The organism is Mycolicibacterium duvalii (genome assembly GCF_010726645.1).
Lineage (GTDB): Bacteria > Actinomycetota > Actinomycetes > Mycobacteriales > Mycobacteriaceae > Mycobacterium > Mycobacterium duvalii.
Genome location: NZ_AP022563.1, coordinates 3,136,521 through 3,159,031 on the forward strand (window position 1 = coordinate 3,136,521; position 22,511 = coordinate 3,159,031).

At 62.4% G+C, this 22,511-nt stretch carries 19 protein-coding genes and 2 pseudogenes; 2 read left to right on the plus strand and 19 right to left on the minus strand.

Annotated features, from left to right (window positions below; genetic code table 11):
• Positions 1-252 precede the first annotated feature (252 nt).
• Together G6N31_RS14740 and G6N31_RS14745 are read right to left on the minus strand one after the other, a co-directional pair.
• Positions 253-2,289 carry a glycogen debranching protein gene (locus tag G6N31_RS14740; RefSeq protein ID WP_098005283.1) on the minus strand — a complete coding sequence of 679 codons (2,037 nt, stop codon included), beginning with the start codon at positions 2,287-2,289 and terminating at the stop codon, positions 253-255.
• Between the two features lie 3 nt (positions 2,290-2,292).
• A pseudogene (locus G6N31_RS14745) lies at positions 2,293-3,531 on the minus strand (iron-containing alcohol dehydrogenase); the annotation flags it as partial.
• Positions 3,532-3,737: 206 nt separating this feature from the next.
• Between G6N31_RS14745 and G6N31_RS27735 the strand changes: the two are divergent.
• Together G6N31_RS27735 and G6N31_RS14755 are read left to right on the plus strand one after the other, a co-directional pair.
• Entirely contained in the window at positions 3,738-3,908 is a 171-nt protein-coding gene (locus G6N31_RS27735) for a hypothetical protein (RefSeq protein WP_337373253.1), read from the plus strand.
• A 264-nt stretch (positions 3,909-4,172) separates the two neighbouring features.
• On the plus strand, positions 4,173-4,853 hold the full coding sequence (locus tag G6N31_RS14755) for a GntR family transcriptional regulator (protein WP_098005285.1): 681 nt from the start codon (positions 4,173-4,175) through the stop codon (positions 4,851-4,853).
• Between the two features lie 7 nt (positions 4,854-4,860).
• Here the strand turns inward: G6N31_RS14755 and G6N31_RS14760 are convergent, their stop codons facing one another.
• From G6N31_RS14760 to G6N31_RS14840, 17 genes and pseudogenes are all read right to left on the minus strand, one after another.
• Positions 4,861-5,670: an HpcH/HpaI aldolase/citrate lyase family protein gene (locus G6N31_RS14760; protein WP_098005287.1), complete on the minus strand. Its 810-nt coding sequence runs from the start codon at positions 5,668-5,670 to the stop codon at positions 4,861-4,863.
• On the minus strand, positions 5,667-6,518 hold the full coding sequence (locus G6N31_RS14765) for an HTD2 family dehydratase (RefSeq protein ID WP_098005288.1): 852 nt from the start codon (positions 6,516-6,518) through the stop codon (positions 5,667-5,669). Before G6N31_RS14765 ends, G6N31_RS14760 begins: the two co-directional genes overlap by 4 nt.
• A 1-nt stretch (position 6,519) precedes the next feature.
• Positions 6,520-7,671, minus strand: a complete 1,152-nt coding sequence (locus G6N31_RS14770) for a CaiB/BaiF CoA transferase family protein (RefSeq protein ID WP_098005290.1) — start codon at positions 7,669-7,671, stop codon at positions 6,520-6,522.
• An 8-nt stretch (positions 7,672-7,679) separates the two neighbouring features.
• A complete protein-coding gene (locus G6N31_RS14775; RefSeq protein WP_098005291.1) occupies positions 7,680-8,834 on the minus strand; it encodes an acyl-CoA dehydrogenase family protein in 1,155 nt (384 codons plus the stop codon).
• Between the two features lie 326 nt (positions 8,835-9,160).
• Complete coding sequence (gene istB, locus G6N31_RS14780) at positions 9,161-10,015, minus strand: IS21-like element helper ATPase IstB (RefSeq protein ID WP_098005293.1); 855 nt, start codon at positions 10,013-10,015, stop codon at positions 9,161-9,163.
• Complete coding sequence (locus G6N31_RS14785; protein ID WP_098005295.1) at positions 10,012-11,373, minus strand: Mu transposase domain-containing protein; 1,362 nt, start codon at positions 11,371-11,373, stop codon at positions 10,012-10,014. Before G6N31_RS14785 ends, istB begins: the two co-directional genes overlap by 4 nt.
• Before the next feature lie 1,052 nt (positions 11,374-12,425).
• Positions 12,426-12,941, minus strand: coding sequence for a hypothetical protein (locus tag G6N31_RS14790; RefSeq protein ID WP_234815452.1), 516 nt, complete (start codon positions 12,939-12,941; stop codon positions 12,426-12,428).
• 920 nt (positions 12,942-13,861) lie between these two features.
• A complete protein-coding gene (locus tag G6N31_RS14795; protein WP_276058091.1) occupies positions 13,862-14,596 on the minus strand; it encodes a hypothetical protein in 735 nt (244 codons plus the stop codon).
• 19 nt (positions 14,597-14,615) lie between these two features.
• Positions 14,616-15,278 carry a hypothetical protein gene (locus G6N31_RS14800; protein ID WP_098005299.1) on the minus strand — a complete coding sequence of 221 codons (663 nt, stop codon included), beginning with the start codon at positions 15,276-15,278 and terminating at the stop codon, positions 14,616-14,618.
• A 44-nt stretch (positions 15,279-15,322) separates the two neighbouring features.
• Positions 15,323-16,276 carry an MlaD family protein gene (locus tag G6N31_RS14805; protein WP_098005301.1) on the minus strand — a complete coding sequence of 318 codons (954 nt, stop codon included), beginning with the start codon at positions 16,274-16,276 and terminating at the stop codon, positions 15,323-15,325.
• A complete protein-coding gene (locus G6N31_RS14810; RefSeq protein ID WP_179964184.1) occupies positions 16,273-17,274 on the minus strand; it encodes an MlaD family protein in 1,002 nt (333 codons plus the stop codon). The genes G6N31_RS14805 and G6N31_RS14810 overlap by 4 nt, the downstream gene beginning before the upstream one ends.
• Positions 17,271-18,365, minus strand: a complete 1,095-nt coding sequence (locus G6N31_RS14815; protein ID WP_179964342.1) for an MlaD family protein — start codon at positions 18,363-18,365, stop codon at positions 17,271-17,273. Before G6N31_RS14815 ends, G6N31_RS14810 begins: the two co-directional genes overlap by 4 nt.
• On the minus strand, positions 18,365-19,324 hold the full coding sequence (locus G6N31_RS14820) for an MlaD family protein (protein WP_098005303.1): 960 nt from the start codon (positions 19,322-19,324) through the stop codon (positions 18,365-18,367). Before G6N31_RS14820 ends, G6N31_RS14815 begins: the two co-directional genes overlap by 1 nt.
• On the minus strand, positions 19,321-20,373 hold the full coding sequence (locus G6N31_RS14825; protein ID WP_098005305.1) for an MlaD family protein: 1,053 nt from the start codon (positions 20,371-20,373) through the stop codon (positions 19,321-19,323). Before G6N31_RS14825 ends, G6N31_RS14820 begins: the two co-directional genes overlap by 4 nt.
• On the minus strand, positions 20,370-21,416 hold the full coding sequence (locus G6N31_RS14830; protein ID WP_098005307.1) for an MlaD family protein: 1,047 nt from the start codon (positions 21,414-21,416) through the stop codon (positions 20,370-20,372). The genes G6N31_RS14825 and G6N31_RS14830 overlap by 4 nt, the downstream gene beginning before the upstream one ends.
• Before the next feature lie 10 nt (positions 21,417-21,426).
• Complete coding sequence (locus tag G6N31_RS14835) at positions 21,427-22,191, minus strand: ABC transporter permease (RefSeq protein WP_234815454.1); 765 nt, start codon at positions 22,189-22,191, stop codon at positions 21,427-21,429.
• Positions 22,192-22,295: 104 nt separating this feature from the next.
• Positions 22,296-22,463 (minus strand): annotated as a pseudogene (locus G6N31_RS14840) (ABC transporter permease); the annotation flags it as partial.
• Positions 22,464-22,511: the final 48 nt, after the last annotated feature.

Sequence of the window (22,511 nt, forward strand, 5' to 3'; positions counted from 1 at the left end):
GGGGCTCCGGCTCGCGCCACAGGAGGTCGCGCCGGCGCACGCCCACCGCACCCGTTGTCGCCGCGCGCGCTCACCCGTTCAGCCTGCCAGCGGGGCCGCGTCCGGTGAAGCCCGAAGAGTGCTCGATGGCAACGACGAAAACCACGATTTCGTGTGACGTTCGCCCCTATCGGCCCGCGGCGGGCAGGCGTTGACTCAGCCAACTCAGATGTTTGCCGAAATTGCACGATCAAGACTGCAGTCGTGAGCCCCTCAGCTGACCCCATGCAGGTCCGCGCACAACAGCACCACCGAACGCGCGCCGACGGGGTACGTCGACCCCGTAAGCGGTTGTGCCGAAGCCAGATCCGCGATGTCGTCGGGAGGGTCGAGCGCGGTGTCGGCGACCCGGCGCCACGGCAGCTCGGGCGCGGCGACCGGGGGCAGCTCGAACTCCACGCACTCCTCGGAGCTGTTGAGAATCGCGTGCACCATGCGGGTGCCGATCACGCTGCGCACCGTAAGCGCGAGCATCTGTGAACCCTCCGACCAGTCCGGCTGATGCAGTCGGACACCGTGGAACTCGACCAGCGACCGGGTCAGGAACTCCCGCAACGGCAGCCCGTGCATCACCTGCGTCATGTCGAGTTCGAGCCGCACATCGATCAGCTTCTCGACGAAACGGCGGATGTCGGCGTAGCGGTCGGTCAACGACCAGTCGAACCAGCTGATCTCGTTGTCCTGGCAGTACGGGTTGTTGTTACCCAACTGGGTCCGCCGGACCTCGTCGCCCATCACGATCATCGGCACCCCCATGGCGATCAGGGTGATGCCCAGCATGTTCTTCACCAGCCGCGTCCGCAGCCGCTCGATCGAAGGAGCATCGGAAGGCCCCTCGACCCCGCAGTTGGTCGAGTAGTCGTCCGCGGCACCGTCCTGGTTGTCAGCGAGGTTGGCCTCATTGTGCTTTCGGGCGTAGCTGACAAGGTCGTTGAGGGTGAAGCCGTCGTGGCAGGCGACGAAGTTGATGCTGTGCTCCACCTCGGTGGGACGGCTGCCGAACAGGTCCGGACTGCCCAGGAGCCGATTGGGAAGCAGCGCCACGGTGCCTCTGTCACCGCGCGAGAACCTGCGGACATCGTCGCGGAACTTGCCGTTCCACTCACGCCAGCGCTCGCCGACGAATGAGCCGAGCTGGTATAGACCGGCGACATCCCAGGCCTCGGCGATCACCTTGGTGCCGGCCAGCACGGGATCGCTCTCGATCGCCCAGATGATCGGCGGGTCCGCCATGGGCATGCCGCGCTGATCCCGGGTCATGGCCGAGGCGAGATCGAACCGGAATCCGTCCACGTGCATCTGATCCACCCAGTGGTGCAGCGCGTCGATGATCATCCGGCGCACCACGGAGTTGTTGGCGTTGATGGTGTTTCCGCATCCGGTGACGTCGAGATACCGCGCGGGATCCGCCGAATCGAGGATGTAGTAGGTGTCGGCGTCGAGTCCCCGCCAGCAGAACGTCGGGCCGTCAGCGGGGCCCTCGGCCGTGTGGTTGAAGACCACATCGAGGATCACCTCGATCCCGGCCCGGTGCAGGGCTTTGACCATGTCGCGGAACTCGTCGAGGGCCCCGAGGGGGTCCCCGCACGAGGCGTAGGCGGCATGCGGGGCGAAGAACGACACCGGGCTGTAGCCCCAATAGTTGACCAGTCCCGGCGGCGCATCCTGCGGATCGAACGCCAGCACCGGCATCAACTCGACCGCGGTGATCCCCAGCGAGCGCAGGTAGGGGACCTTGGCGGTCAGCCCGGCGTAGGTGCCGGCCAGCCCGGGAGCCAACCCGCTGGAAGGGTGGGCGGTGAAGCCTCGGACGTGCAATTCATAGATGACGGTGCGCGCGAAGGGCCGCCCGAGCGGGACGTCGCGCTCCCAGTCGTAACTCTGCAGATCGGCCACCACGCTCTTCATCGCCGCGCGCGAATCCCGTTGCGGGAGCGTACCGGCCATCCGGCCATACGCTTTGGGCACAGCCACCGCGACGCCGTATGGATCCAGCAACACATTCGATGTGTCACTGACACGCCAGGCGTAGAGCTGCCCGGGTGCGATGTTGGGGACGGACACGTGCCAGTAGTTCGCGGTCCGGTTGCGTCGCCGGTCCAGCGGTATCACGCGTGCGGGCTGGGCGTCGTCGACGTCGTCGAACAACAACAACTCCAGCCCCGCGGCAGTACGCGACCACACCGAGAAGCTGGTGTCGCCGTCGACGCGGTGGGCACCCAGCGGATAGGCACGGCCCGCCCCGGCCATGAGCTAACCCGTCGTCTCGCCGTAATACCCCAGCTTCAACAGCGTGGTGATCTCGCTGACCAGCGGCATGCGCGGGTTGGTCCGGTTGCTCAGATCCTCGAACGCGGTCAGGGCGAGTTCGGGCAGGGCGGCGAGGAATTCGTCCTCGCGGATGCCGTACTGCTGCAGCGACCGCGGCATGTCGAGCTGGTCGAGCAACTGCTCGACGGCATGGAACAACCGCTCGCGGCTGTCGTCGGGCTCGTGGCCGCCGAACACCAGCTGGCCGATCTGGGCGTACTTCTCCGGGACGATGTAGGCCGAGTAGCCCGGCGCGGGCATGAATTTGCTTGGCAGGCTGGCGTTGTAGCGCATCACATGCGGCAGGAAGATGCCGTTGGCGCGGCCGTGGGCGATGCCGAATTTGGCTCCGACGGCGTGCGCCAGTGCGTGGTTGGTGCCGACGAAAGCGTTCGAGAACGCCAGCCCGGCAAGCGTTGCCGCGTTGGACATGTCGGTGCGTGCCGCCAGGTCGTGCGGGTTCTCATACGCCCGGGGCAGCGCGGAGAAGATCAGCCGGACCGCCTGCGCGCACAGCGCGTCGGTGTAGGAGGAGGCGAAGATCGAGATCACCGCCTCCAGCGCGTGGGTCAACGCGTCGACACCGGTGTCGGCGGTCAGCGTCGGCGGCATCGACGCGGTCAGGCTCGGGTCGACGATCGCCAGGTCGGGTACCAGGCTGTAGTCGACCAGGGTCTCCTTGTGCCCATCCACGGTCAGCACCGCGGCCGGGGACACCTCCGATCCGGTGCCGGAAGTCGTTGGAATTGCCACCAATTAGACCCTGTGGTGGTCGGTCGGGAACTCGGCCACCCGCTTGCGGGGGTCGAGGAACGGCATCGTCAGCTCCTCGAGGTTCATCTCGGGATGTTCGTAGAACAACCGCATCGCCTTGGCGGCGTCGAGCACCGATCCCCCGCCCACCGCGATCACCGCATCCGGCTCGGCGCGCTGCAGCACCGCCACGCCGCGCCGGATCAGCGCCTCGTCCGGCTCCGGCGTGACTTCGCTGAACACCTGCACGTGTTGGGCCCGCAACTTGCTACGAATCTGGTCGGCGACGCCGCGTTCCTCGGTCAGCGCGTCGGTGACCACCACGACGGTCTGGCAGTCGAGATCGCGCAGGTTGTCCAGGGCGCCCTCGTTGAAGTAGGTGTTCGACGGCACCCGGAACCACTGCGGCGGGGTGCGCCGGCGCGCCAGGCCCTGTTCGCCGCCCTGGACGTCGCCACCGGCGAGATCTATGGATCCATCCACCGCCGGCACCGTGCAATCGAGTTCAAGAAGTTTCTGACCAAGCTCGACAACACGGTTCCCGCCGAACTCGACGTCCACTTGATCTGCGACAACTACTCCACCCACAAGTCGCCGACCATCACGAAATGGCTTGCCGCACAGCCTCGTTCCACATGCATTTCACCCCTACCCATTCATCGTGGCTCAACCAGGTGGAGCGCTGGTTTGGGTTGCTCACCGACCAGAAGCTCCGCCGCGGCACCCATCGCTCAATCCAGGCACTGGAGAAAGACATCCGCGATTGGATCGCCGCCTGGAACGACAACCCGCGCCCGTTCAACTGAGCCAAAACCGCCGACGAGATCTTCGAACGACTCGCCTCATATCTTCAACGAATTCCCGGCGCAGGACACTAGGACGTGCTTGCTCTCGGTGTCAGCCCGGCCATCGATGAACGAAACCTGCATCCGCAACGCCACCCGAAGTCGCGTAAACACAAACCCGTGTTATGTTCCGGGGTCGAGGCGCTACGCAAATTTGCCGAATGTGTGGCCCGAACCCACCGCACGCGGCATCGCTTGGACCAGAAAATTGTCTATACTCAATGGGTGAAACCAACGGCTGCCACCCGTAGGCGCGGGCCGCTGATGCGCCTCAGCGACCTCGCCGCAGCCCATGTCCGTGAGCTCATCGTCTCCGGCCAGTTGCGCGCGGGCGAGTTCATTCGCCCCGAGGTGGTGGCCGACGAGCTCGGGATCAGCGCCACCCCGGCCCGGGAGGGCCTGCTGCTGTTGCAGACCGAGGGATTGCTGACCATCGAGCCGCGACGTGGCTTCTCGGTCACCGCACTGTCCGGCGAAGACATCCGCGACGTCTACGACGCACAGGCGCTGCTGGGCGGAGAACTCACCGCCAGGGCCGCGAAGGTGATCAGCGCCGAGTTGGTGGACGAGCTCGAGAGTATCCAGGCCGAACTCGAACAGGCCAACGCGGACAAGGACTTCGAGGCTGTAGAGCGGCTCAACCACCGCTTCCACGAGACGATCTACCGACTGGCCGGCTCACGCAAGATCCGCTGGCTGGTCAAGGCCACGCTGCCCTATGCGCCCAGGAAGTTCTTCCCCGCGGTGGAGGGATGGCCCGAGGCGTCCGCGAAGGATCACCGAGCCATCATCGAGCACCTGCGCACCGGTGATGCCGAGGCGGCACGGGAGGCCATGGCCCACCATGTGCGCCGGGCCGGCGCCCTGTTGGCCGAACACCTGACGGCCAGCGGCACTCTGGGTTAGTGCAGGGTCAGCGCACCGCAAGAATCCGGCGCGCCCGTTCCACCACCGGCACATCGATCATCCGACCATTGACCGCCACCGCGGAACCGTCGGATCCTACGGCGGCCGCCACCACCTCGGTGGCCCACGCGATGTCGGCGTCCGTCGGTGCGGCCGCCCGGTGCACCGCGGCCACCTGGGCCGGGTGGATACACAGCTTGGCGGCCATGCCCAGGCTCCGGGCGTAGCGGAAATCGTCTGTCACCGTCTCGGTTTCGGTGAACACCGTGGTCACACCGTCGATGGGCGGAGCCAGCCCGGCGGCGGCCGACGCCAACACCAGCAGCGTGCGGTGCAACAGCAGCGCATCGCGGTGGTCAGGATCGACACCCAGTTCGTTGCCCAGATCGATACTGCCGAACGCCACCCGCGCCACCCCGTCGACAGCACACAGCTGATGTACGCCCGCCACCCCGGCCGCGGTCTCGATCAGCGGCACCACCGGTGCTCCGGGCGCCAGCTCGGTGACCCGCTCGAGCTCTCCCACCCGCTCGGCTTTGGCCGGCATCACCGGCACCCGGAACTGCGCGACCATGGCCAGATCATCGTCATGCCAGGGCGTTCCGGACGCATTGATACGCACCATGGCCGTGTTCCCCGCGGCCAGCCAGGCCGCGGTGTGCTCACGCGCGCTCGTCTTCTCGTCCGCCCCGACCGCATCCTCGAGATCGACTATCACGATGTCAGGTTGCGCGGCAACCGCTTTGGCGAACCGTTGGGGCCGGTTTCCCGGAACGAAGAGCAGCGAGCGGGCGTTGCGAACCGTGTCGGCGTTCACGCGTACCCGGCGGTGGCGTTGGCGTGCACGGTCCCGGCGCCGGAGATCACCGACAGGTCTGCGGTGGTTCCGTCGGAACCGGGGGTGCCCTGCGCGCGGATCGGGTCACCGACGAACACCGGTCTGGAGAGCCGGAAGTCGAAGCTGTTCAACGTCTTGTCGTTCCTGGTCCGGGCGAGTTCGGACATGTACAGCGCGAGCAGCGGTCCGTGTACCACCAGCCCGGGGAAACCTTCGACGGCCGTGGTGTACTGGTGGTCGTAATGGATGCGGTGCGCGTTGGCGGTCAGCGCACTGAACCGGAACAGCAGGGCCGGATGAGTGTGCGGTTCGGTCACCCACGGCGCAGTGGCCTTCTCCAGTGGCTCGTCGACCTTGGCGAACGGGGTGGCGGCACCGGAATCACTGCGGTACACCAGGTCCTGCTCCTCGGTCATCCGTGACCGGCCGTCCTGTGTGATCTCGTTGCGCACCGTGACGAAGAGCAGTTCACCGGTCTTGCCCTGCTTGACCTTGGTGGTCACCACCTCGGAGGTGCGGGTGGCGGGCCGGCTCAGCAGTGCGGGCTCGTGGATGCGCAGACGGGCACCGGCGAACATCCTGCGACGGTGCGGGATCGGCGGCAGGAAGTGCCCATCGCGCGGATGCCCGTCGTCACCCAGCTCGGCAGTGGGTGGGAATTCGGTGAAGTAGAACCAGTGCCACATCGGCGGCAGTGCGTCGCCGTCGCCGACGGTGATGTCCAGGTCCAGGGTCGCGGCGAACTGCCTGGCCGTGTCAGCGCTGAGAACCTCTGTGCTGCTGAGTGGTTTGGGCTTCCAGTCCTGGGTGTACTCGTCCAGGGACATCTCAACTCCTCGTGTCGACGGTGTGGCCGAGCTCGGCCAGGATCGCGTCGGTGTGCTCGCCCACCGCCGGCACCGGATCCATCCGGGCTTCGACTCCGAGGTCCAGCGGCGGAAGCAGCGCCCGGATGGGCCCGTTCTCGGTGTCCACCGCACGCCACCGGTCCCGTGCCTCGAGTACCGGATGCTCGAGGAACTCACCGACGGTGTTCACCCCGGCGAACGCGATCCGCGCAGCGGTCAGGCGGGCTTCCAACTCAGGACTGGGCGTGGTGCCGAACACGTCGGAGATCACCGTGTTGACCTCGGTGCGGTGCGCCACCCGTAGCGTGCTCGACGCGAAGCGCGGGTCCTGGGCCACCTCGGGGCGTTGCAGCACCGTGGTGCAGAAGCGCGACCATTCCGGTTCGTTCTGGACGGCGATCAGGATGGTGTGCCCGTCGCCCGCGTCGAAGGGCCCATACGGCGCGATGGTGGCGTGCTGGGCACCGAACCTACCGGGTTGCCGACCTGCTCCCGCCGTGAAATGGGCGGGCTGTCCGACCCATTCGGCCAACGCTTCGAACAGCGACACCTCGATGGTGGCCCCTTCGCCGGTCATCGATCGCCGGTACAACGCGGCAAGCACACCGCTGAACGCGTACATACCCGCTGCGACATCGGCGATGGACACACCCACCTTGGCCACCTCGTCGGGTGTACCCGTCAGCGACACCAGCCCGGTCTCACACTGCACCAGCAGGTCGTAGGCCTTGCGGTCGGCCCACGGTCCGGTGCTGCCCCAGCCCGTCACCGAGACCACGATCTTGCCCGGGTCCTTGTCCCGGATGGCCTCGGCCGACAGGCCCAGGCGGGCCGCCGCACCGGGGCCCAGGTTCTGGACGATGACGTCGGCCTTGTCGGCCAGGTCATGCAGAACCTTGTGTCCCTGTTCGGATTTCACGTCGATCGCGATGGATTCCTTGGATCGGTTGAGCCAGACGAAGTAGCTCGATGAACCGTTCACCGAGTCGTCGTACTGGCGGGCGAAGTCACCGGAGTCCGGCCGTTCCACCTTGATCACCCGGGCCCCCAGGTCGGCGAGCTGGCGGGTGGCGAACGGCGCGGCGACGGCGTGTTCCAGGGACAGGACGGTGATCCCGTGCAGCGGCAGCATGGCAGACCTCACTGGTCCAGCCCGCCCCGCTTCACCAGCTGCTTGGCGATGACGCCGCGCTGGATCTCGTTGGTGCCCTCACCCACGATCATCAGCGGGGCATCCCGGAAGTAGCGTTCGACGTCGTACTCGGTGGAGTAGCCGTAGCCGCCGTGCACCCGCACCGCGTCCAGCGCCACCTCCATCCCCACCTCGGAGGCGAACAGCTTGGCCATGCCTGCCTCCATGTCCACCCGGGCTCCGGAATCGAATTTCTCTGCGGCACTGTTCAACAGCGCGCGGGCTGCCGACAGCTTGGTACCCATGTCGGCCAGCATGTTGCCCACCGACTGGTGCTGCCAGATGGGCTTGCCGAAACTCTCGCGCTCCTGGGCGTAACGCAGCGCGTCCTCGAAGGCAGCGCGGGCGACGCCGGTGGCGCGGGCGGCCACCTGCAGCCGTCCCACCTCCAGGCCCTTCATCATCTGCGCGAAGCCGTTGCCCTCGGACGCGCCCAGCAACGCGTCGGCGGGTACCCGGCAGTCAGCGAAGTTCAGCTCGCAGCTCTCGACGCCCTTGTAGCCGAGTTTGGGCAGGTCCTTGGAGACGGTGAAACCGGGCACCTTCTCCACCAACAGGATCGACACCCCCTTGTGCGCGGGCTGCGCCGCCGGATCGGTCTTGCACATCAGTGCCACCAGGCCGGCCCTTCGGGCATTGGTGATCCAGGTCTTGCTGCCGTTGATGACGTACTGGTCGCCGTCCATGCGGGCGACGGTGCGCATCGCCTGCAGATCCGAGCCGCCGCCGGGCTCGGTCAGTGCCATCGTGGTGCGCAGTTCTCCGGAGGCCATCCGCGGCAGGTACTTCTGCTTCTGTTCCTCGGTGCCGAACATCACGATCAGCTTGGACACCACGGTGTGGCCGCCCATGGCGCCGGCCAGACTCATCCAGCCGCGGGCCAGTTCCTCGGTGACGGACACGTAGCAGGGCATCGAGACCTGGCCGAAGCCATACGGTTCCGGAATGGCGAGGCCGAAGATCCCGATCTCCTTCATCATCTCGATGAGTTCCTCGGGATAGGTGTTGGCGTGCTCGAGCTCGCGCACCACCGGCTTCACCTGCTTCTCGACGAACTCCTTGACCGTATCGACCAAGGCCTTCTCTTCTGCTGACAGCACCATGCCGCCACCTCCAATCTCCATAGAAAATATTCTATGGAGGCGGTTAGGCGCAAGGTCCTCAGTGACAACGCTGTGATCAACGAACACCAGGATCGGGCGGAACCCCTACTCGGACTGAAGCCCGATTCCGATCGTCACAAGTGTCCCGGTATCAGACCCGTCCCCGCCGGCGTATTGATCTATGACATGGGAGAGGAGCGCAGCCACTTCCCATTGCCGCCCGTCGTTATTGTCGAGACCGGCTTGGCCCCAGTCACCGCGCGGTGATCGCGCTCATCGAAAGTCCTCAGGTGTGCTCGCCGAAATTCCTCACCTGTGAGCAGCGGTCAGTGTAGTTGTTGGCGGGTGCCGGTGGTGGTTCGGCGTAGCGTTTCGGCGGCGGCCTGGTGGTCACGTAGGCGGTAAGACTCGCCGTCGAGGTTGATGACCACCGAGCGGTGTAGGAGGCGGTCGAGCATGGCGGCGGCGACGGTGGTGTCGCCGAGGATATCGCCCCAGGCGCCTACGCCGCGGTTGGTGGTGATGACGATGCTGGTCTTTAAATACCGTTGGGAGACAACTTGAAACAGTGCTGAGGCGGCTTCGGCGGGTAGTGGTAGGTAGCCCAGTTCGTCGATGACCAGCAGGGTCGGTCCGGCGTAGAAGCGCATGGTGGTTGCCCAACGGCCCTCGATCGCGGCGCGGTGGCAGCGGGCGGCCAGATCAGCGGCGGTGGTGAAGTACGTGCGGTAGCCGGCGTGTGCGGCAGCTCTGGCGAGGCCGACGCTGAGGTGGGTTTTGCCGGTGCCTGGTGGGCCGATGAGCAGAATGTTGGTTGCCGATTCCAGGTAGCGGCAGGTGCCCAACTCGTCGATGAGCTTGCGGTCGATGCCCGCGGCGGCATCGACGTCGAAGTCGGTCAGCGAAGCTGGGGTGGGCAGGCAGGCGAATCGCAACCGTCCGGCCAGCCGTCGGGCGGTGCTGGCCTCGACTTCGACGGCCAGCAGCCGCTCCAGGGCGACGGTGAGCGAGAGGCCTTCGGCGCTGGCCTGGTCAAGGACCGCGGGTAGGGCTTCGGCGGCGGCGGCAAGTTTGAGTTCGGCCAGATGTGAGCGCAACCGCTGGTAGCGGCTCGCGACTGCCGACGGCGACTCCTCGGCGGTGGTCGTGGTGGTTTTCGGGGTGCGGGAGGTGGGAGTCATTGGATGGTCCTGTTCTGGGCGGCCCGCTCGTAGGCGGACAGGTCGATGACGGTGGAATCGGTTGACGGAGTGCAAGATTGGTTGACCGGAGAGCTCGAGTCGCGTTGTTGAAGTAGTTGTGCAGCAGCAGCTTTGGCGGCTGGTCCGGGTGGGATGCGTTCCTTGCGCCGGTGCGGGCGACCGGTGGTGGCGGTGGCGATGGCGGCGGAGTCGAGAGCGATGACGTGGCCGCTGTCACGCACCATGATCCCGAGCCCGTCGGCGGCCAGTCGGTGCCGAGCAACCACGATCCCGCTGACAGTGGCGATCTCGCAGAACTGCCCGCCGACGGGATGACTGACCACCACCTGGGCGGCGGCCAGTTCTGGGGGCACCGAGTAGCGGTTACCGCGGTAGGACACCAGCGCCTGCCGCGACGCGGTGCGGGTCTCGGCCACGATCACCGGATACGCCATGACCGGCGCCGGGGTCAGCGGTTCGGTCTTGGCGACCACAGCGACCGAGGAGCGGCCGTCGGCGGTGGCCCGCAGCCTGGTGTCACCGCGAACCTGGGCGAAGCGATCCACGCTGACTTGCGCCTGCTCCACGGTGGCCTCGTCGGCCAGGGTGCGCCACCAGCGCTGCGCGGCGGTGTGATTGACCTTCTCCACTACGCCTTTGCGGTTTCCGCGCCGGGGCGGGCAGATCGCCACCGAGACCCCGTAGTGCTTGGCCACCCCGGCGAACGACGTGGTCACTCGGCCGCTGCCGGGGTCGCAGACCGTGGCCATCCGGTCGAAGCGCCACACCCGCGTGCACCCGCCCAGACCGCGGGTCACGCGGTCGAGGCCGGCGACCAAGTGCGGCTGATCCTCAGCCGGGGCCAGCGCGGCTCGCCACTTGCCGGAGTGGGCCAACGAGCCGACGAGTAAGTGTGCGGTCTTGCCCCATCCCCAGAATTCGGGCGGATTGGGTAATTCCAGCCAGTCCCATTGGGTTTCCTCACCCGGGGCGTGTGGGATCACCGCGTTCGGACGCTGGGTGGCCGTGCGGCACGCCTGGCAGACCGGACGCAGATCCCGGGCACGGATGTTGCGGGTCAAGCTCTGATACGACAGGCCAAACCCCAACTCCTCGAGCTCGTCGAACAGAGTGCGGGCCCACAGGTGCGGGTCCTCGATCAGTCGGGCGGTGACGTAGTCGACGAACGGCTCGAACGGGTCCGGGCCACTGCGGGCCCGGACCCCCGGTTCGCCGTCACCGGCCAGATATTTGCGGATCGTCTTGCGGTCGAACCCGGTGTGGCGGGCGATCGCTGAGATCGTCAAACCACGTTTGCGTAGGGCATGTACTTCCAAGTCGTCCTCCCATGTGAGCATGAGAAAGCGGGCCTCCTTCGATGGAGCAACTGGCGTCAGACACCAGCAGCTTCGAGGGAGGCCCGCCCTTCTCGGCGGAGCCACACGGGTGGGGAATTTCGATGAGCGTCAGTGGGGATTTTCAGCGAGCGCGGTCAGCGGCCGGGCGCACTCGTCAGCTGAGGGCGCTGCTAGACATCCCAGGGTCGTATGTTCTCAAGCTGCTTGGGTTGGTTTGGCGGTGGGGGCCCAGGCTTTGTGTCCGTCGCCCCGGGTCCCGGGCCCGAGTCCGGTCATGCCGCAGTCTTGCGTGAGCTGGAAATCATCACAATTCCCGCAAACACCACAAGGAGAACTACAGGAACCAAAACGTAGATGACACCAATGGAATCGCTGGCATAGCCGGCAGCCAACGGCAGAGGGAAATATCAGCGAGCGCGGTCAGCGTCGTGCGACGGACTCATTCACGGCGACCGGGCGAACCCGCACGCCCGCTGCATTGCCGGGAGCCGCACAGCCGCTTCCGCTACATCGGTTCACGACTCTGTCGGCCTTCAGGATCGAAACGACGTGCTCCCGTAGCAGGCGGCATTGCCCACATCAAGAGTGCTTTCGCAGATGACCTTTCCGCCAAGAGAGATTCGGACTGTCACCCAATTATTAGGCATGGCCTCTGGGCACCACGCGCGCCCGTCACACACGCGAGGCCGCCAGTCGGCGCGAACCTCTGCACCGTCGACTGACGGACTGTGAGCGTCCAGCACGGTTACGCTGGTTCGCCATGGCAGCGGCACGTCATAAAGTACTTTTCGCCCGGAGGAGTCAAAATACTGAATTTTTGCTGCGGCGACATTGTTCGAGAGGACCTCATACGTAACGGTATCCGCTGCGCGAGCTCCAGGCGACATCACGATAGAAAATAGGCTTACAACCGAGGTTATAACCGCAAACTTCATGTGGATCATTGGGGCCCTTCCCGCACGTAGGATTGCCGAGCTGAACGCGAGCGGACGGGCGTCCCCATGCGCCAAGGTGGTTGAATGCCCGTCGATGTCGCGCCCATTGCAATATTGTTAGGCGCCGGCTAGCAAGTACACGATCAATATGTTATTAGTCGCCTCGTTTAGCCGCACGTCTATTCCTAGGTCCGTGTAAGAGCAATCGGGGATTACCGCATGGCCTTGCAGCAACGCACCCTTTATCGCATCGGCTTCGTTGGTCAGGGCACCCTGAAGCAACACTGCCTTGTTGCCGCCGTAGCCGAGATCCTTCAGACCGGGCATTGGGTCGGTGATCGGTTGGTACGTTGAAATGTGGTCGATATAGTCGTCGGTCGACTTATTGACGATCGCGGCTGCTTTCTCGGCAATCGGGTTGTAGGTGAACGGCGGGCATGACGTTCCGGCGCGTGCAGTCACTATCGCATCCCTTACGTTGTCCACCGGATCGGCGAGAGCTGACGGCGTCACCACCATGCCACCAGAAAAAAGCAGCGCGCATGCGACTACCAACTGGAAGGGCGTCCAGCGGTTAGGCGGTATCGCCGTCGCCTCGCGGCCTAGAGGTGGAGCAGGCGATTGCCCTTTCATTCACAAATCCTTTCCTCAAAACCAAGAATGGACTCCGCAGGCGTGCAGAACCATTTACTTATTTCTCCCAACGCGCCGTGAAGCTAACCGGGCCACCGTCAAAGAGACATTCCGTCAACAAGACCCGTAGCTTAGGCACACACGCGTGGACCTCTCGTCGTAGGCCTTGAACCATGTCCCTGTCGCCGTCATCAAAAACTTGAACTCGCCGCGCCCGCAATAAAGGCTGCTATCCGGCCGTATAGCGCAAGTCGTCGAGTTGTAGGTTACGTAACTGCGCGGCGGCAGGGTCACATGAGCTTGTCCAGGAGGGAACTGAATGGCGGCGGTCCAGCCGTGGTGGACGGACCGATTTCCGTTGAACCACGCGATGTGATTGCTCCCCGGGGGCGCACCCGGGATATTGCCAGTGCAACCAAAGCTTCCCTTGTCCCAGATTCCGCAGTTGAGTCCAGTGGGTGACAGGAACCAGACACCGGGACGGTCAGCGAGGAAGAAACGGTCTGGCTCAAATCGGTCATACCACGCCAAAACATGCATCAATTCTGGGAATGGATCCGGGGCATCCCCGGCCGGCTCCGCATATCCCGGGACCACGGTGCTGAACATCAATATGGTTGCCGAGGCAATGCCCGCCAACCACCTCCAAGGGCGCGCACGGTGATGCAATCGCTCCTCCTTTGAGCAGCCCACAAGTTGCGAAAGGCAACGACGTTGGCTCATCCCACACTCCCCAAATCCCTTTAATTCAGCTGATGAAGCCCAGCGGACCAGGCTCCGCCAGCGCGATGGCAACCGGTGGTGACCTCGCCGATCGAGGTCGAGAATCGTTCAGCGCCTGCGCTCGATGCCGTGGACTCCGCTACGGATCGAGCCGAATCGCACGCTCGCCGTCTAACCATCAGTGACCGGACGCACTCTTACTCGCATACGTTTGAACGATGAATTCTGCTACCCCAACGCAACACTCTGTGCACCGATGGACCTGTGAACCAGGCGGCTTGATGACTCTTGATGCCGGCATTGACATTGGACAGGTGCTGCCACAGAAGGTAGAAACTCTCACCTTGATAGATGGGGAAGTAGACGTTACCCGCGTGGTCGGTTGACCGAGTAAGTGCTTGGGCGCGGGGGGCGAGGAAGCTCACCGATTGGTCGATATTCGTGGTGACTATGTCGACTTGCTGCTGAAGGTCGCCAATGCTGTAGTCCCAGTCGGAGCCCGAACCCATGTAGACCCCGGGTCCATTAGGTGTGATCCGGTTGAACTGCAGCCTATTGATCTGGCGCATCAGCTCGTCATATTGTGCGTTGAACCACTGACACATCTCCCGTTCGGCGTTGATGTCCGCATCGGTCACCCTATTTTTGGTTTGGTCAAAAGGAAATGGAAATTTCGGCACCCAGCCCGAAGGTGTTGGATTGATCACTGGTAATGGCACGGGAGGCCGCGCGTAATCGGACGGATCAGCTCGCGAAGCGGGCCCCACCGCGACCGACACGCCGGATAACACAATGAAAACGCATGTGAACGAGCCGACGGCGCGACTGAGGCGGCTCTGAATCGCCTTGTCCTGCGCCGCAGAAGCCCCAACCGCCCGGCGACGACCTTGAAAGCCGCCACCTGAACCTTGCCGCCTATCTCGACCCATCATGAATCACCTTTTCAGAGGTCTATTTTGGTGCTAGCGCGTCGCCAACTCCGCCAACATCTGTGATTTGCCAATCCTTGTTACTGTCGATTGTGACGCTATATGTCGCGGTCGACTGCAGTGGCTCCGGCGCTTGCGCAGTCTTGGTAAGGACGCTTACAAAAGCGTCGACGACATAGGCCCCGTCGGTGACTGTCCGAACCTTTGCCGCCAGTGGGTGTGCGGTGGAATTCCATTGAAGCGGTACCAAAATCTGTTCCATTGACGTGGCGGCCTCGGACAATTTGTCCTTCAGTTCAGGACTGGTGCCCGCGACAAGCCTGTCTTTCCAGGCGTTGAGGTCTTGGTAGTTCATTGCTGCCGCTTCACCGGCGTACTGCAGCGCTATCTTCTCGGCGTGCACGTTGTTCTCGGATTGACGGGCCTCCTCGTCGAGTTGGCTTCGCGCTCCAACGTAGAGCCACGACAGCACGCCGATCGCGCCGACAAGGACGACGATCACCACGGAGGTCACCGCGCCACGTAGAGAGACCGAGAGTTGCACTCGTCTGGACTTCTCACGCTGAGGTACGTCTTTGGCCGCCGACGTCTCCTCAATGGTGCTTTCGCCCTCGGGCTCTGATCCGGCAGCATCTACTTGCGCCGAATTTGGCACGGCGGCGTCTCGTTCGCTATCGACCGTCATTAGAATTCCTCAATTCGTGGTCATGGGCAGTCGTACCTGCCCATTTACTTCGGGGGGACGGTTACGCGCAGGGTAATCGCGCCGTCCTCGGGTATTGTCTCCAGGATGTTGGTCAAGATCTGACTGGGGTCGAAGTTCAACAGTGCACCGGCGATAGCCCTGACGCGTGGCCGAAATGCTTCGCCCAGCACTTTGAGGTCACCGCCGTTGGCATCCAACAGCTTCTGGATTCGGTTGATGAAGAAGCCGAATTTCTTCATACCGTCCGGGCCAATCTCGAGGGCACCCACCGAAAACCCTTGCAGGGTCTTGGAGGCATTTTGGGCGCTCTCTCGGAGATCGGGCGCCGTTGCAGCGAGCGTGGGCCCAACCCATCCAGCGTTGCGTAACAGTGTTTGAAAATTGCTCAACAAGACCCGGCCCTGGCCGTGCATATTCGCTGCGGTGTTTCTCAGCATCTCGCTGGCGTGCGCCAAGTTGGGCAGTGCCGAGTTTGGATCCGGCAACGCTGTATCGGCCTCGCTGATGATGCGTGCGAGCGCATCGGGGTCGACCTGATTGAGTAGCCGCGTAACACTTGCCGCCAGTTCGGTTATCGATGGTGGTTGCTCCACCATCTCGGTTGAGATGTGCTGGCCGTCGCGCAACATAGGACCGTCCTGGCGCCGCGGGAACAGTCCGATATAGCTTTCACCGAGGGCGGACAGGTTATCGAGCCGCACATCGCAGTCGGCGGGGATACGGAAGCGGTCGTCGACGTAGAAGTAAATGGTGGCTCCGCCGATGGATGACGCGATATGGCTGACTTTGCCGACCGGTACGCCACGCAACAGAATATTCGAATCAACGACGATGCCATTGATATCAGCCACCGTCATGGAGAGATTAACTCGGTTATCAGGCGGCTTGAGCCGCACACCGAGCGAGCCGATGTAGCCCACCGCAAATATAATCATCACAGCAAACGCCAGAAACGACAGGAAATTTCGGCCCTTCATGGTGTCCCACCCAAGATCCGTAGCACGTCATGGACGTTTCCCGAAATTTCCCGGCCGTCCGGACTCATTATCGAAGTAATATTGATCGCGGGATACTTATCCTGCGGGAGGAAAAATTCAGTCAGTAGCCGGCGCCATGCAGGCCCCTCTGCTTCGAACATTCTCTTGGATTGCTGAGTAGCGCCTGCCGCATCTCCCAATGAATTCAGTAGGGGCACCAGCCAGAAACCACCGGCGTAGATAGTCCCGGTAGAGGGGAGGATGGTTCCCACATATGAAAATATCTCCAAGAACCGACGAAAAGCGGTCATCCCTTCCTCGGAGAACATCTCCTGCAAAACCGGGATCTTGCGATGTGCGACATCTATGGTCTCGGACACGCCGTTGAGCCACAGGTCAACGAGATTCATGTTGTTCGACAGGTCCCCGAGGTCGGCTGCCACTTGGGAAGCCATCTTGCGGATCCCGTCCTGGCCCCCGGGCGGCTGGATTCGGTTGATACGGGCGATCGACTCTTGAACGCGTTGGATGGAACCGCTCGACACAAAATTCGCCATGTGGGCGATGGTGTCTTCGAGTTGCGGTGGAGATGTGGTCTGTGCCAGCGGGATGCGGGCACCCGGACTCAACGCGGGCGCCGGCGCCTGGTCGGTTGTCGGTCGCTCGAGAGCGACATAGATGTCGCCCAAGACCGTGTCCTGCTGCAGAACCGCTCGGATGTCAGAGGGCACCGCGACGCCTCGCTCAATAGTCGAGGTGACGTCAACCGCACTGCTGGACAGTGCCACATCCGATACGACCCCGACGGTGGTGCCGTCCAAGACCACCTTTGCGCTGTCCGGCAAATTCAGTACGTTGGCGAATTCGATGACGATGTCGTATCCATCGCTATAGCTACTTCCCGGCGCAGGCAGCGAGCTCACGTTGAGCGAAGCACACGAGGAAACCGTAATGACGGTGGCAACGGCCGCGACCAACCGCCAATTCCGGCGGTTCATCGGTTCGCCTCGGTGAGTACGTACTGAAGCAGCGCAACATCAACCGCGTATGGCTGCCCGGCAACGTTCGCGCAGCTCCCCGGCGTCGAAGAATTCATGATGCCACACAGCGCCCACCCGTCGGGGGTTCTGATGCGATACAACGGCGGACGGTAATTGATATTGAATTCACGGTTGTTGAAATGGCCCGCCAGCGTATTGACCCACCATGGAACCGGGTTCAGGAGACTTGCCACCCACGGCGCGTGTGCACTCAGTTTCCGCAGCGCAACCGATGTCGCATCAAGCGTGAACTGAAACTCCCCACCGAGGTTTTCTTCTATGTCCACAACGGCTTTCACAGCTCCCATGAATCCTCCGACCATACGGTTGCCACCATCCAAGGTCACGGCGACGTCCGACATGTTCTGTTCCGCGTTCAGCAGAACTTCTTTCAGCGGCCCTCTGATCTCGCTGACTGCTGAGGTCAGTTCGGCGAGGTTGGTGATCACGGACCCGATGTCGCTGATCACCTGATCGGGACTATCGACTACAGCCGATGACGTCGTTAGGAGCTTGTTTACGCCGGCGCCATTGTTGTGCAACGCTTGATCGAGCTGACTTACGACATCGCCGACATTCGTCGATTCAGCCGGATTGATTCCGTTGACGAAATCGGTCGCCGAACCTATCACTGCCGACACGCTTTTCGGGGTCCATGAACGGGAAAGCGGAATGCACTCGCCCGCACCGAGGTGGGATCCCGAATCAGCGTTGCCAACGAGTTCCAGCGACCGATCAGCAAGAATCGACGTCGACCGGACAATTGCTTTGACGTCACCGGGCAACAAACGCCGTTCAGTGATACTGAAGTCGACGCGTACGTCGGTTGCACCGGGGGTGATACTGGTGACCTCACCGATCTGGTAGCCCATCTGCGTCACCGGATTGCCGACGTATAGACCGATGCTGTCGGGCAGGACCGCGCAGTATTGGGCGTTGGCCTGTTCTTCGGGCGGCCCGCCGCACGAAGTGCCAACCGTCACCACCGCCGCCGCTGTGAGCGCGATTGCCACGACCCGGCGACGGTGAGGCGAACCTGACCCGGGCATCAGCACGGACTTCCGGGTATTGGCATACAGAGGTCGGTAGCCAATAGCTCTGGTGCCGCCTGCTGTGCGCCCAGGATCCGTTCGATCTTCACCCGCGTCAGGTGCAGCGCCCGAACGACTACACCGTTGCGTTCCGACCACATTCGTGATTTCTCCAACCAATCGCGAATTTTCACGAGAGCTTTGTCGCGGTGATTCTGATAAAAGATGAAGATCGGTGAAAGACCATCCATGATGTCACCGAAACCAGCCATGGCGCGGGCGAGCCCCTTGCTGTACAACGTAAGCGACTGCTCAATGATCGAAATCTTGCGTATCAAATCTTTGAGCTCATCTTTGTAATTGTTTACATCCTGCAGGTACTCATTGGACAGGTTGAGGATGGCGCTCACCTGCCCGCGTTGCTTCTCAATGGTGGACATTACGTTGTTGCCCGCATCGATGACCGCGGAGACCGATTCCAGGTTGGTACCGGTAAGCCCCCGCTGCACCTGGCCGAGTGATTCGTTGATGGGCTGTGGGGCGACATTGTCGGTGATCTTCGTCGCATCCGTGAGGGTGCGAATCAAACTGTAGGGCATGGTCACCCGTTCCACCGGAATAGGTTTGGTCCCCAGAGGCGTGTCACCTATTGGCGAGATGCTTACGTAATAGCCCCCCACCACGGTGAGCATGCGGACCTGCACCTGCGAACGGTCACCGACGAATGCGCTGTCGTCCACCCGTGCTTCGACCCGGACTTGGTCCGATTCCAGTGTCAGATCCTTCACCTTGCCAACGTTGATGCCGGCAATTCGTACTGAATCTCCAGGGCGGATCGCCGCCGCGTCGTCGGTATAGAAGATGACGGTCTTCTGCCCGGGCGGACTGACATAAACCATGGCGATGAGCAGCGCGATAACGGTCATGAGTGCGAGGGCGCCGGCACCCCAGACAGTCGGGTTACGTAACACTTTCATCGGTTGCACAACACCACTTTTCGTCCATTGAGAAATACGTCCATTTCTGCCGGTAACTGAGCCCGTCCCCGGGAACACGCCAGGGGCGCACCAGCTTCAGGCGGCGGCGGAATGTTCTCCCACATGACCGGAACCAGCTTGAAGGCCTCCGTATAGTCGTCAAACACGGTGAACGCACGGTCGAAGGCTTCGTCCACGTTGGTTACGTTCTTGTTGGATTCCGGGCCGTAGACGAAATAGTCGCCATTGTTGCCCTCGGGCGGAAATCCCAAGTTCTTGACCACTTGCGCCGCATCGTCCATAAATTCGCCGTAGAGGTGGGCTTTTCGAAACTCGTCCAGAATTCCAAGCATGCCGTCGACCGGACCCTTGTTGAGCCAATCCACTATTTGGATCAGATCTTTTCCATGTCCGCCCATGGTGTCGGAGATGTCCTTCAGATTACGCATCAACGTGGCGATGACTTGCTGACGGTCCGCTACGAACCTGGTGAGCTTGTGGATACTTTCCAGCATCGGCGCCAAGCCGCCGCCATCACCCGAAAGATATGTTGCCGCGTTCGCTGTAAAGGTGTTCAGTTCGTCGGGATTCAGGGTGGCGATCACAGGTTGTAGCCCGTTGAACAATTCGGTGACGTCGAAAGACGGTTGCGTCATCGTCGTAGTCACGTCAGTAACGAGATCGGCCTTGGAGTAATTTTCCGCCGGATCGATGACATCTATGTAACGCAGTCCGGTGAGCGCCTCGAACTTGATGGCAAGTCGGGTGCCAGACACCACGCCATAGCGTTGGTCGCACGTCAACCTGACAACGGCGATGCTTTGACCGTTCCTTCGCTCAAGGTCGACCGACTGCACCTTCCCGACGCGAACTCCGCGGACCCGCACGTCGGCGTCCGCATGTAAGCCCGATGCGTCAGTGAACTCGGCCGTATACGCTCGCGTTTCCGCTGCTGTGGGCTGCTTGATCACGTTCGCCAACAGGATGAACAGGGTAATGGCGACTATGCCGCTGATCGCGAGTCGCCACAATGCCGCGCCGGTCTTCATCGGGCACCGCCCGCGGCAGCAAGTGGCGCCGCCACACCCGGCATGCTGTCGAGAAGAATACGAACTTGAAGCGCGCGCTGCTCAGGGGTCCCTGCGTACATCTTCTCAAGTCGGGTACGCAATTCCACGAGCATGTCCGACATGCCTTGGGGTCTCATCAAAGGTGGCACCACATCAGTCATCGCCCGGACACTGTCGATGACAGGCGTCAGATCGTCGATATGCGTGTACTCCAGCCTGCCGATAGCCCCAAAGAGGTTATCGGATACATACTGCATGAACGGAAGAATGACGGTTTGATATTCCTCCTCGCTGGCATTCCAAGTACCTTTGTTGAGTTTATTCGTACCGTGTGTTGCGTAGTAACCGGCGTCGAGCATCGCATCGGCGAACCCGGGGAACGCGACGCTTATTCCAGTCGCGTTTGTCAATAGTTGCGCGGTACTCACTGTTTGAGTTTCAGCCAGTGCATTCGCCGAGATCACCAGTGTCTCGGCCAGCGGATTCAACGCATCGGTGTATCGAGTGGCCTTCTCGACCACCTCGATCAGCTGGTTGGTCAGCGCCCCGGTGGCGAGTTTTCCAAGGCGGGATAGCAATGCCTGAAGTGTCGAATTACCTTTCGGCGTGATCGTCAACCGGGTTCCATCGGCGAGCGGCCGGCCACCCGTACCGGCGACTAGATCGATACCGGTCACACCAAAATAGTTGATGGTCCGGAAATCGATGCCCATTGCGTCAGTCAAGCCCTTCGTCGGCGATTTCTGCAGATTGGTATCCAGCAGAACACCGCCTCCGGACAACCTGGACACGGCGGTGACCTCCCCGACCTTCACCCCGTGCATGACCAGCTGCGTGCCCTTGGCGACGCCCGGTCCGACATATGGCGTCTCGATCGCCACCGAGATTTCATCGTCCGGTCGGCCGGCGAATGGCTTGAACGCGATGAATATGCCTGCAACCGCCACGGCGCAGAGCACGACAACTGTGCCGACGATGGTCAATGTTCGCTTCTCAGATGCCTCCGAGCCATGCAGGAGCATGTCTTCTCACCTAACCCTTGAACACGAACACTGGATGAAGGCCCCACATCGCCACGGTCAGTATCAAATCCAAAAAGATGATCGTGATCAGACTGGTCCGCACTGCACGGCCGGACGCTTGACCGACACCGACCGGTCCGCCGGAAGCAAAGTATCCGTAGTAGCAATGGATCAACGTCACCGCCATGCAGAAGACAGCTACCTTGATGACGGAGTACGCGAGATCTGTTGGCGTCACGAATTGAGCAAAATAGTGGTTATATGTCCCGCCCGGCTGACTGTGAAATACCCGGATGACGGTGTCCATGACGAAGAAATTGGCTATCAGGGCCACCAGGTATCCCGGCACCACCAAGATCATCGCGCCAATAAGGCGCGTACCAACCACAAACGGTATGGGCCGCAGGCCTATTGCCTCCAAGGCATCTATCTCTTCGGCGATGCGCATGGCGCCGATCTCGGCGGTCATCCGGCACCCTGCCTGTCCGGCGAACGCGACAGCACTCACTATCGGCGCAAGCTCTCGAACCCCGCCTATACCGCCGATGATCCCCGACAAGCCACCGAACCCGATGATGTTCAATACAGCAAACGCCTCAACTGCCAACGAGGCACCGACAGCAATGCCGAGGAGCAGTAATACGCTTATCGCACCGCCATCCACGATGAGCGAACCGCGGCCCCAAGCGAGGCTGTTCATTTGCTGCAGTGTTTGTCGTCGATATTTGACGACCGCGACCGGAACCGAACTGAAGGCCTTGGCAATGAAGATCACCCACTGTCCGACCTCACGGAATACCCCGCCGACAGACCCCGTTGTCGCTTGTAACAAGCGCGAGCCATACCTGCTCGGCACCAGGGCGCGACCTGCGGAAGTCACTACGCCACCACCGTCGGGACGAACATCGACTGCAATTGCGTTATCGCCAGGTTGGCGAAGACGATCAGAACGACATTGACCACTACCGACGAGTTCACGGCATCTGCGACACCGCGCGGGCCCCCCTTCGCCTCCATTCCACGAAGCGATGAAACTATTGCCACGATTTGAACCGCCCCGGCATGTCCGGAGACTCCACTTCTTGGGAAGGATGG

Bases quoted from the DNA above. Each gene is read 5' to 3' on its own strand.
- G6N31_RS14795 (WP_276058091.1), bottom strand. From the start codon at position 14,596: ATGATGGGTCGAGATAGGCGGCAAGGTTCAGGTGGCGGCTTTCAAGGT.
- G6N31_RS14825 (WP_098005305.1), bottom strand. From the start codon at position 20,373: ATGAAGACCGGCGCGGCATTGTGGCGACTCGCGATCAGCGGCATAGTC.
- G6N31_RS14810 (WP_179964184.1), bottom strand. From the start codon at position 17,274: ATGAACCGCCGGAATTGGCGGTTGGTCGCGGCCGTTGCCACCGTCATT.
- G6N31_RS14805 (WP_098005301.1), bottom strand. From the start codon at position 16,276: ATGAAGGGCCGAAATTTCCTGTCGTTTCTGGCGTTTGCTGTGATGATT.
- G6N31_RS14800 (WP_098005299.1), bottom strand. From the start codon at position 15,278: ATGACGGTCGATAGCGAACGAGACGCCGCCGTGCCAAATTCGGCGCAA.
- G6N31_RS14790 (WP_234815452.1), bottom strand. From the start codon at position 12,941: ATGAAAGGGCAATCGCCTGCTCCACCTCTAGGCCGCGAGGCGACGGCG.
- G6N31_RS27735 (WP_337373253.1), top strand. From the start codon at position 3,738: ATGCATTTCACCCCTACCCATTCATCGTGGCTCAACCAGGTGGAGCGC.
- istB (WP_098005293.1), bottom strand. From the start codon at position 10,015: ATGACTCCCACCTCCCGCACCCCGAAAACCACCACGACCACCGCCGAG.
- G6N31_RS14765 (WP_098005288.1), bottom strand. From the start codon at position 6,518: ATGTCCCTGGACGAGTACACCCAGGACTGGAAGCCCAAACCACTCAGC.
- G6N31_RS14740 (WP_098005283.1), bottom strand. From the start codon at position 2,289: ATGGCCGGGGCGGGCCGTGCCTATCCGCTGGGTGCCCACCGCGTCGAC.
- G6N31_RS14775 (WP_098005291.1), bottom strand. From the start codon at position 8,834: ATGGTGCTGTCAGCAGAAGAGAAGGCCTTGGTCGATACGGTCAAGGAG.
- G6N31_RS14770 (WP_098005290.1), bottom strand. From the start codon at position 7,671: ATGCTGCCGCTGCACGGGATCACCGTCCTGTCCCTGGAACACGCCGTC.
- G6N31_RS14785 (WP_098005295.1), bottom strand. From the start codon at position 11,373: ATGCTCACATGGGAGGACGACTTGGAAGTACATGCCCTACGCAAACGT.
- G6N31_RS14820 (WP_098005303.1), bottom strand. From the start codon at position 19,324: ATGAAAGTGTTACGTAACCCGACTGTCTGGGGTGCCGGCGCCCTCGCA.
- G6N31_RS14830 (WP_098005307.1), bottom strand. From the start codon at position 21,416: ATGCTCCTGCATGGCTCGGAGGCATCTGAGAAGCGAACATTGACCATC.
- G6N31_RS14815 (WP_179964342.1), bottom strand. From the start codon at position 18,365: ATGCCCGGGTCAGGTTCGCCTCACCGTCGCCGGGTCGTGGCAATCGCG.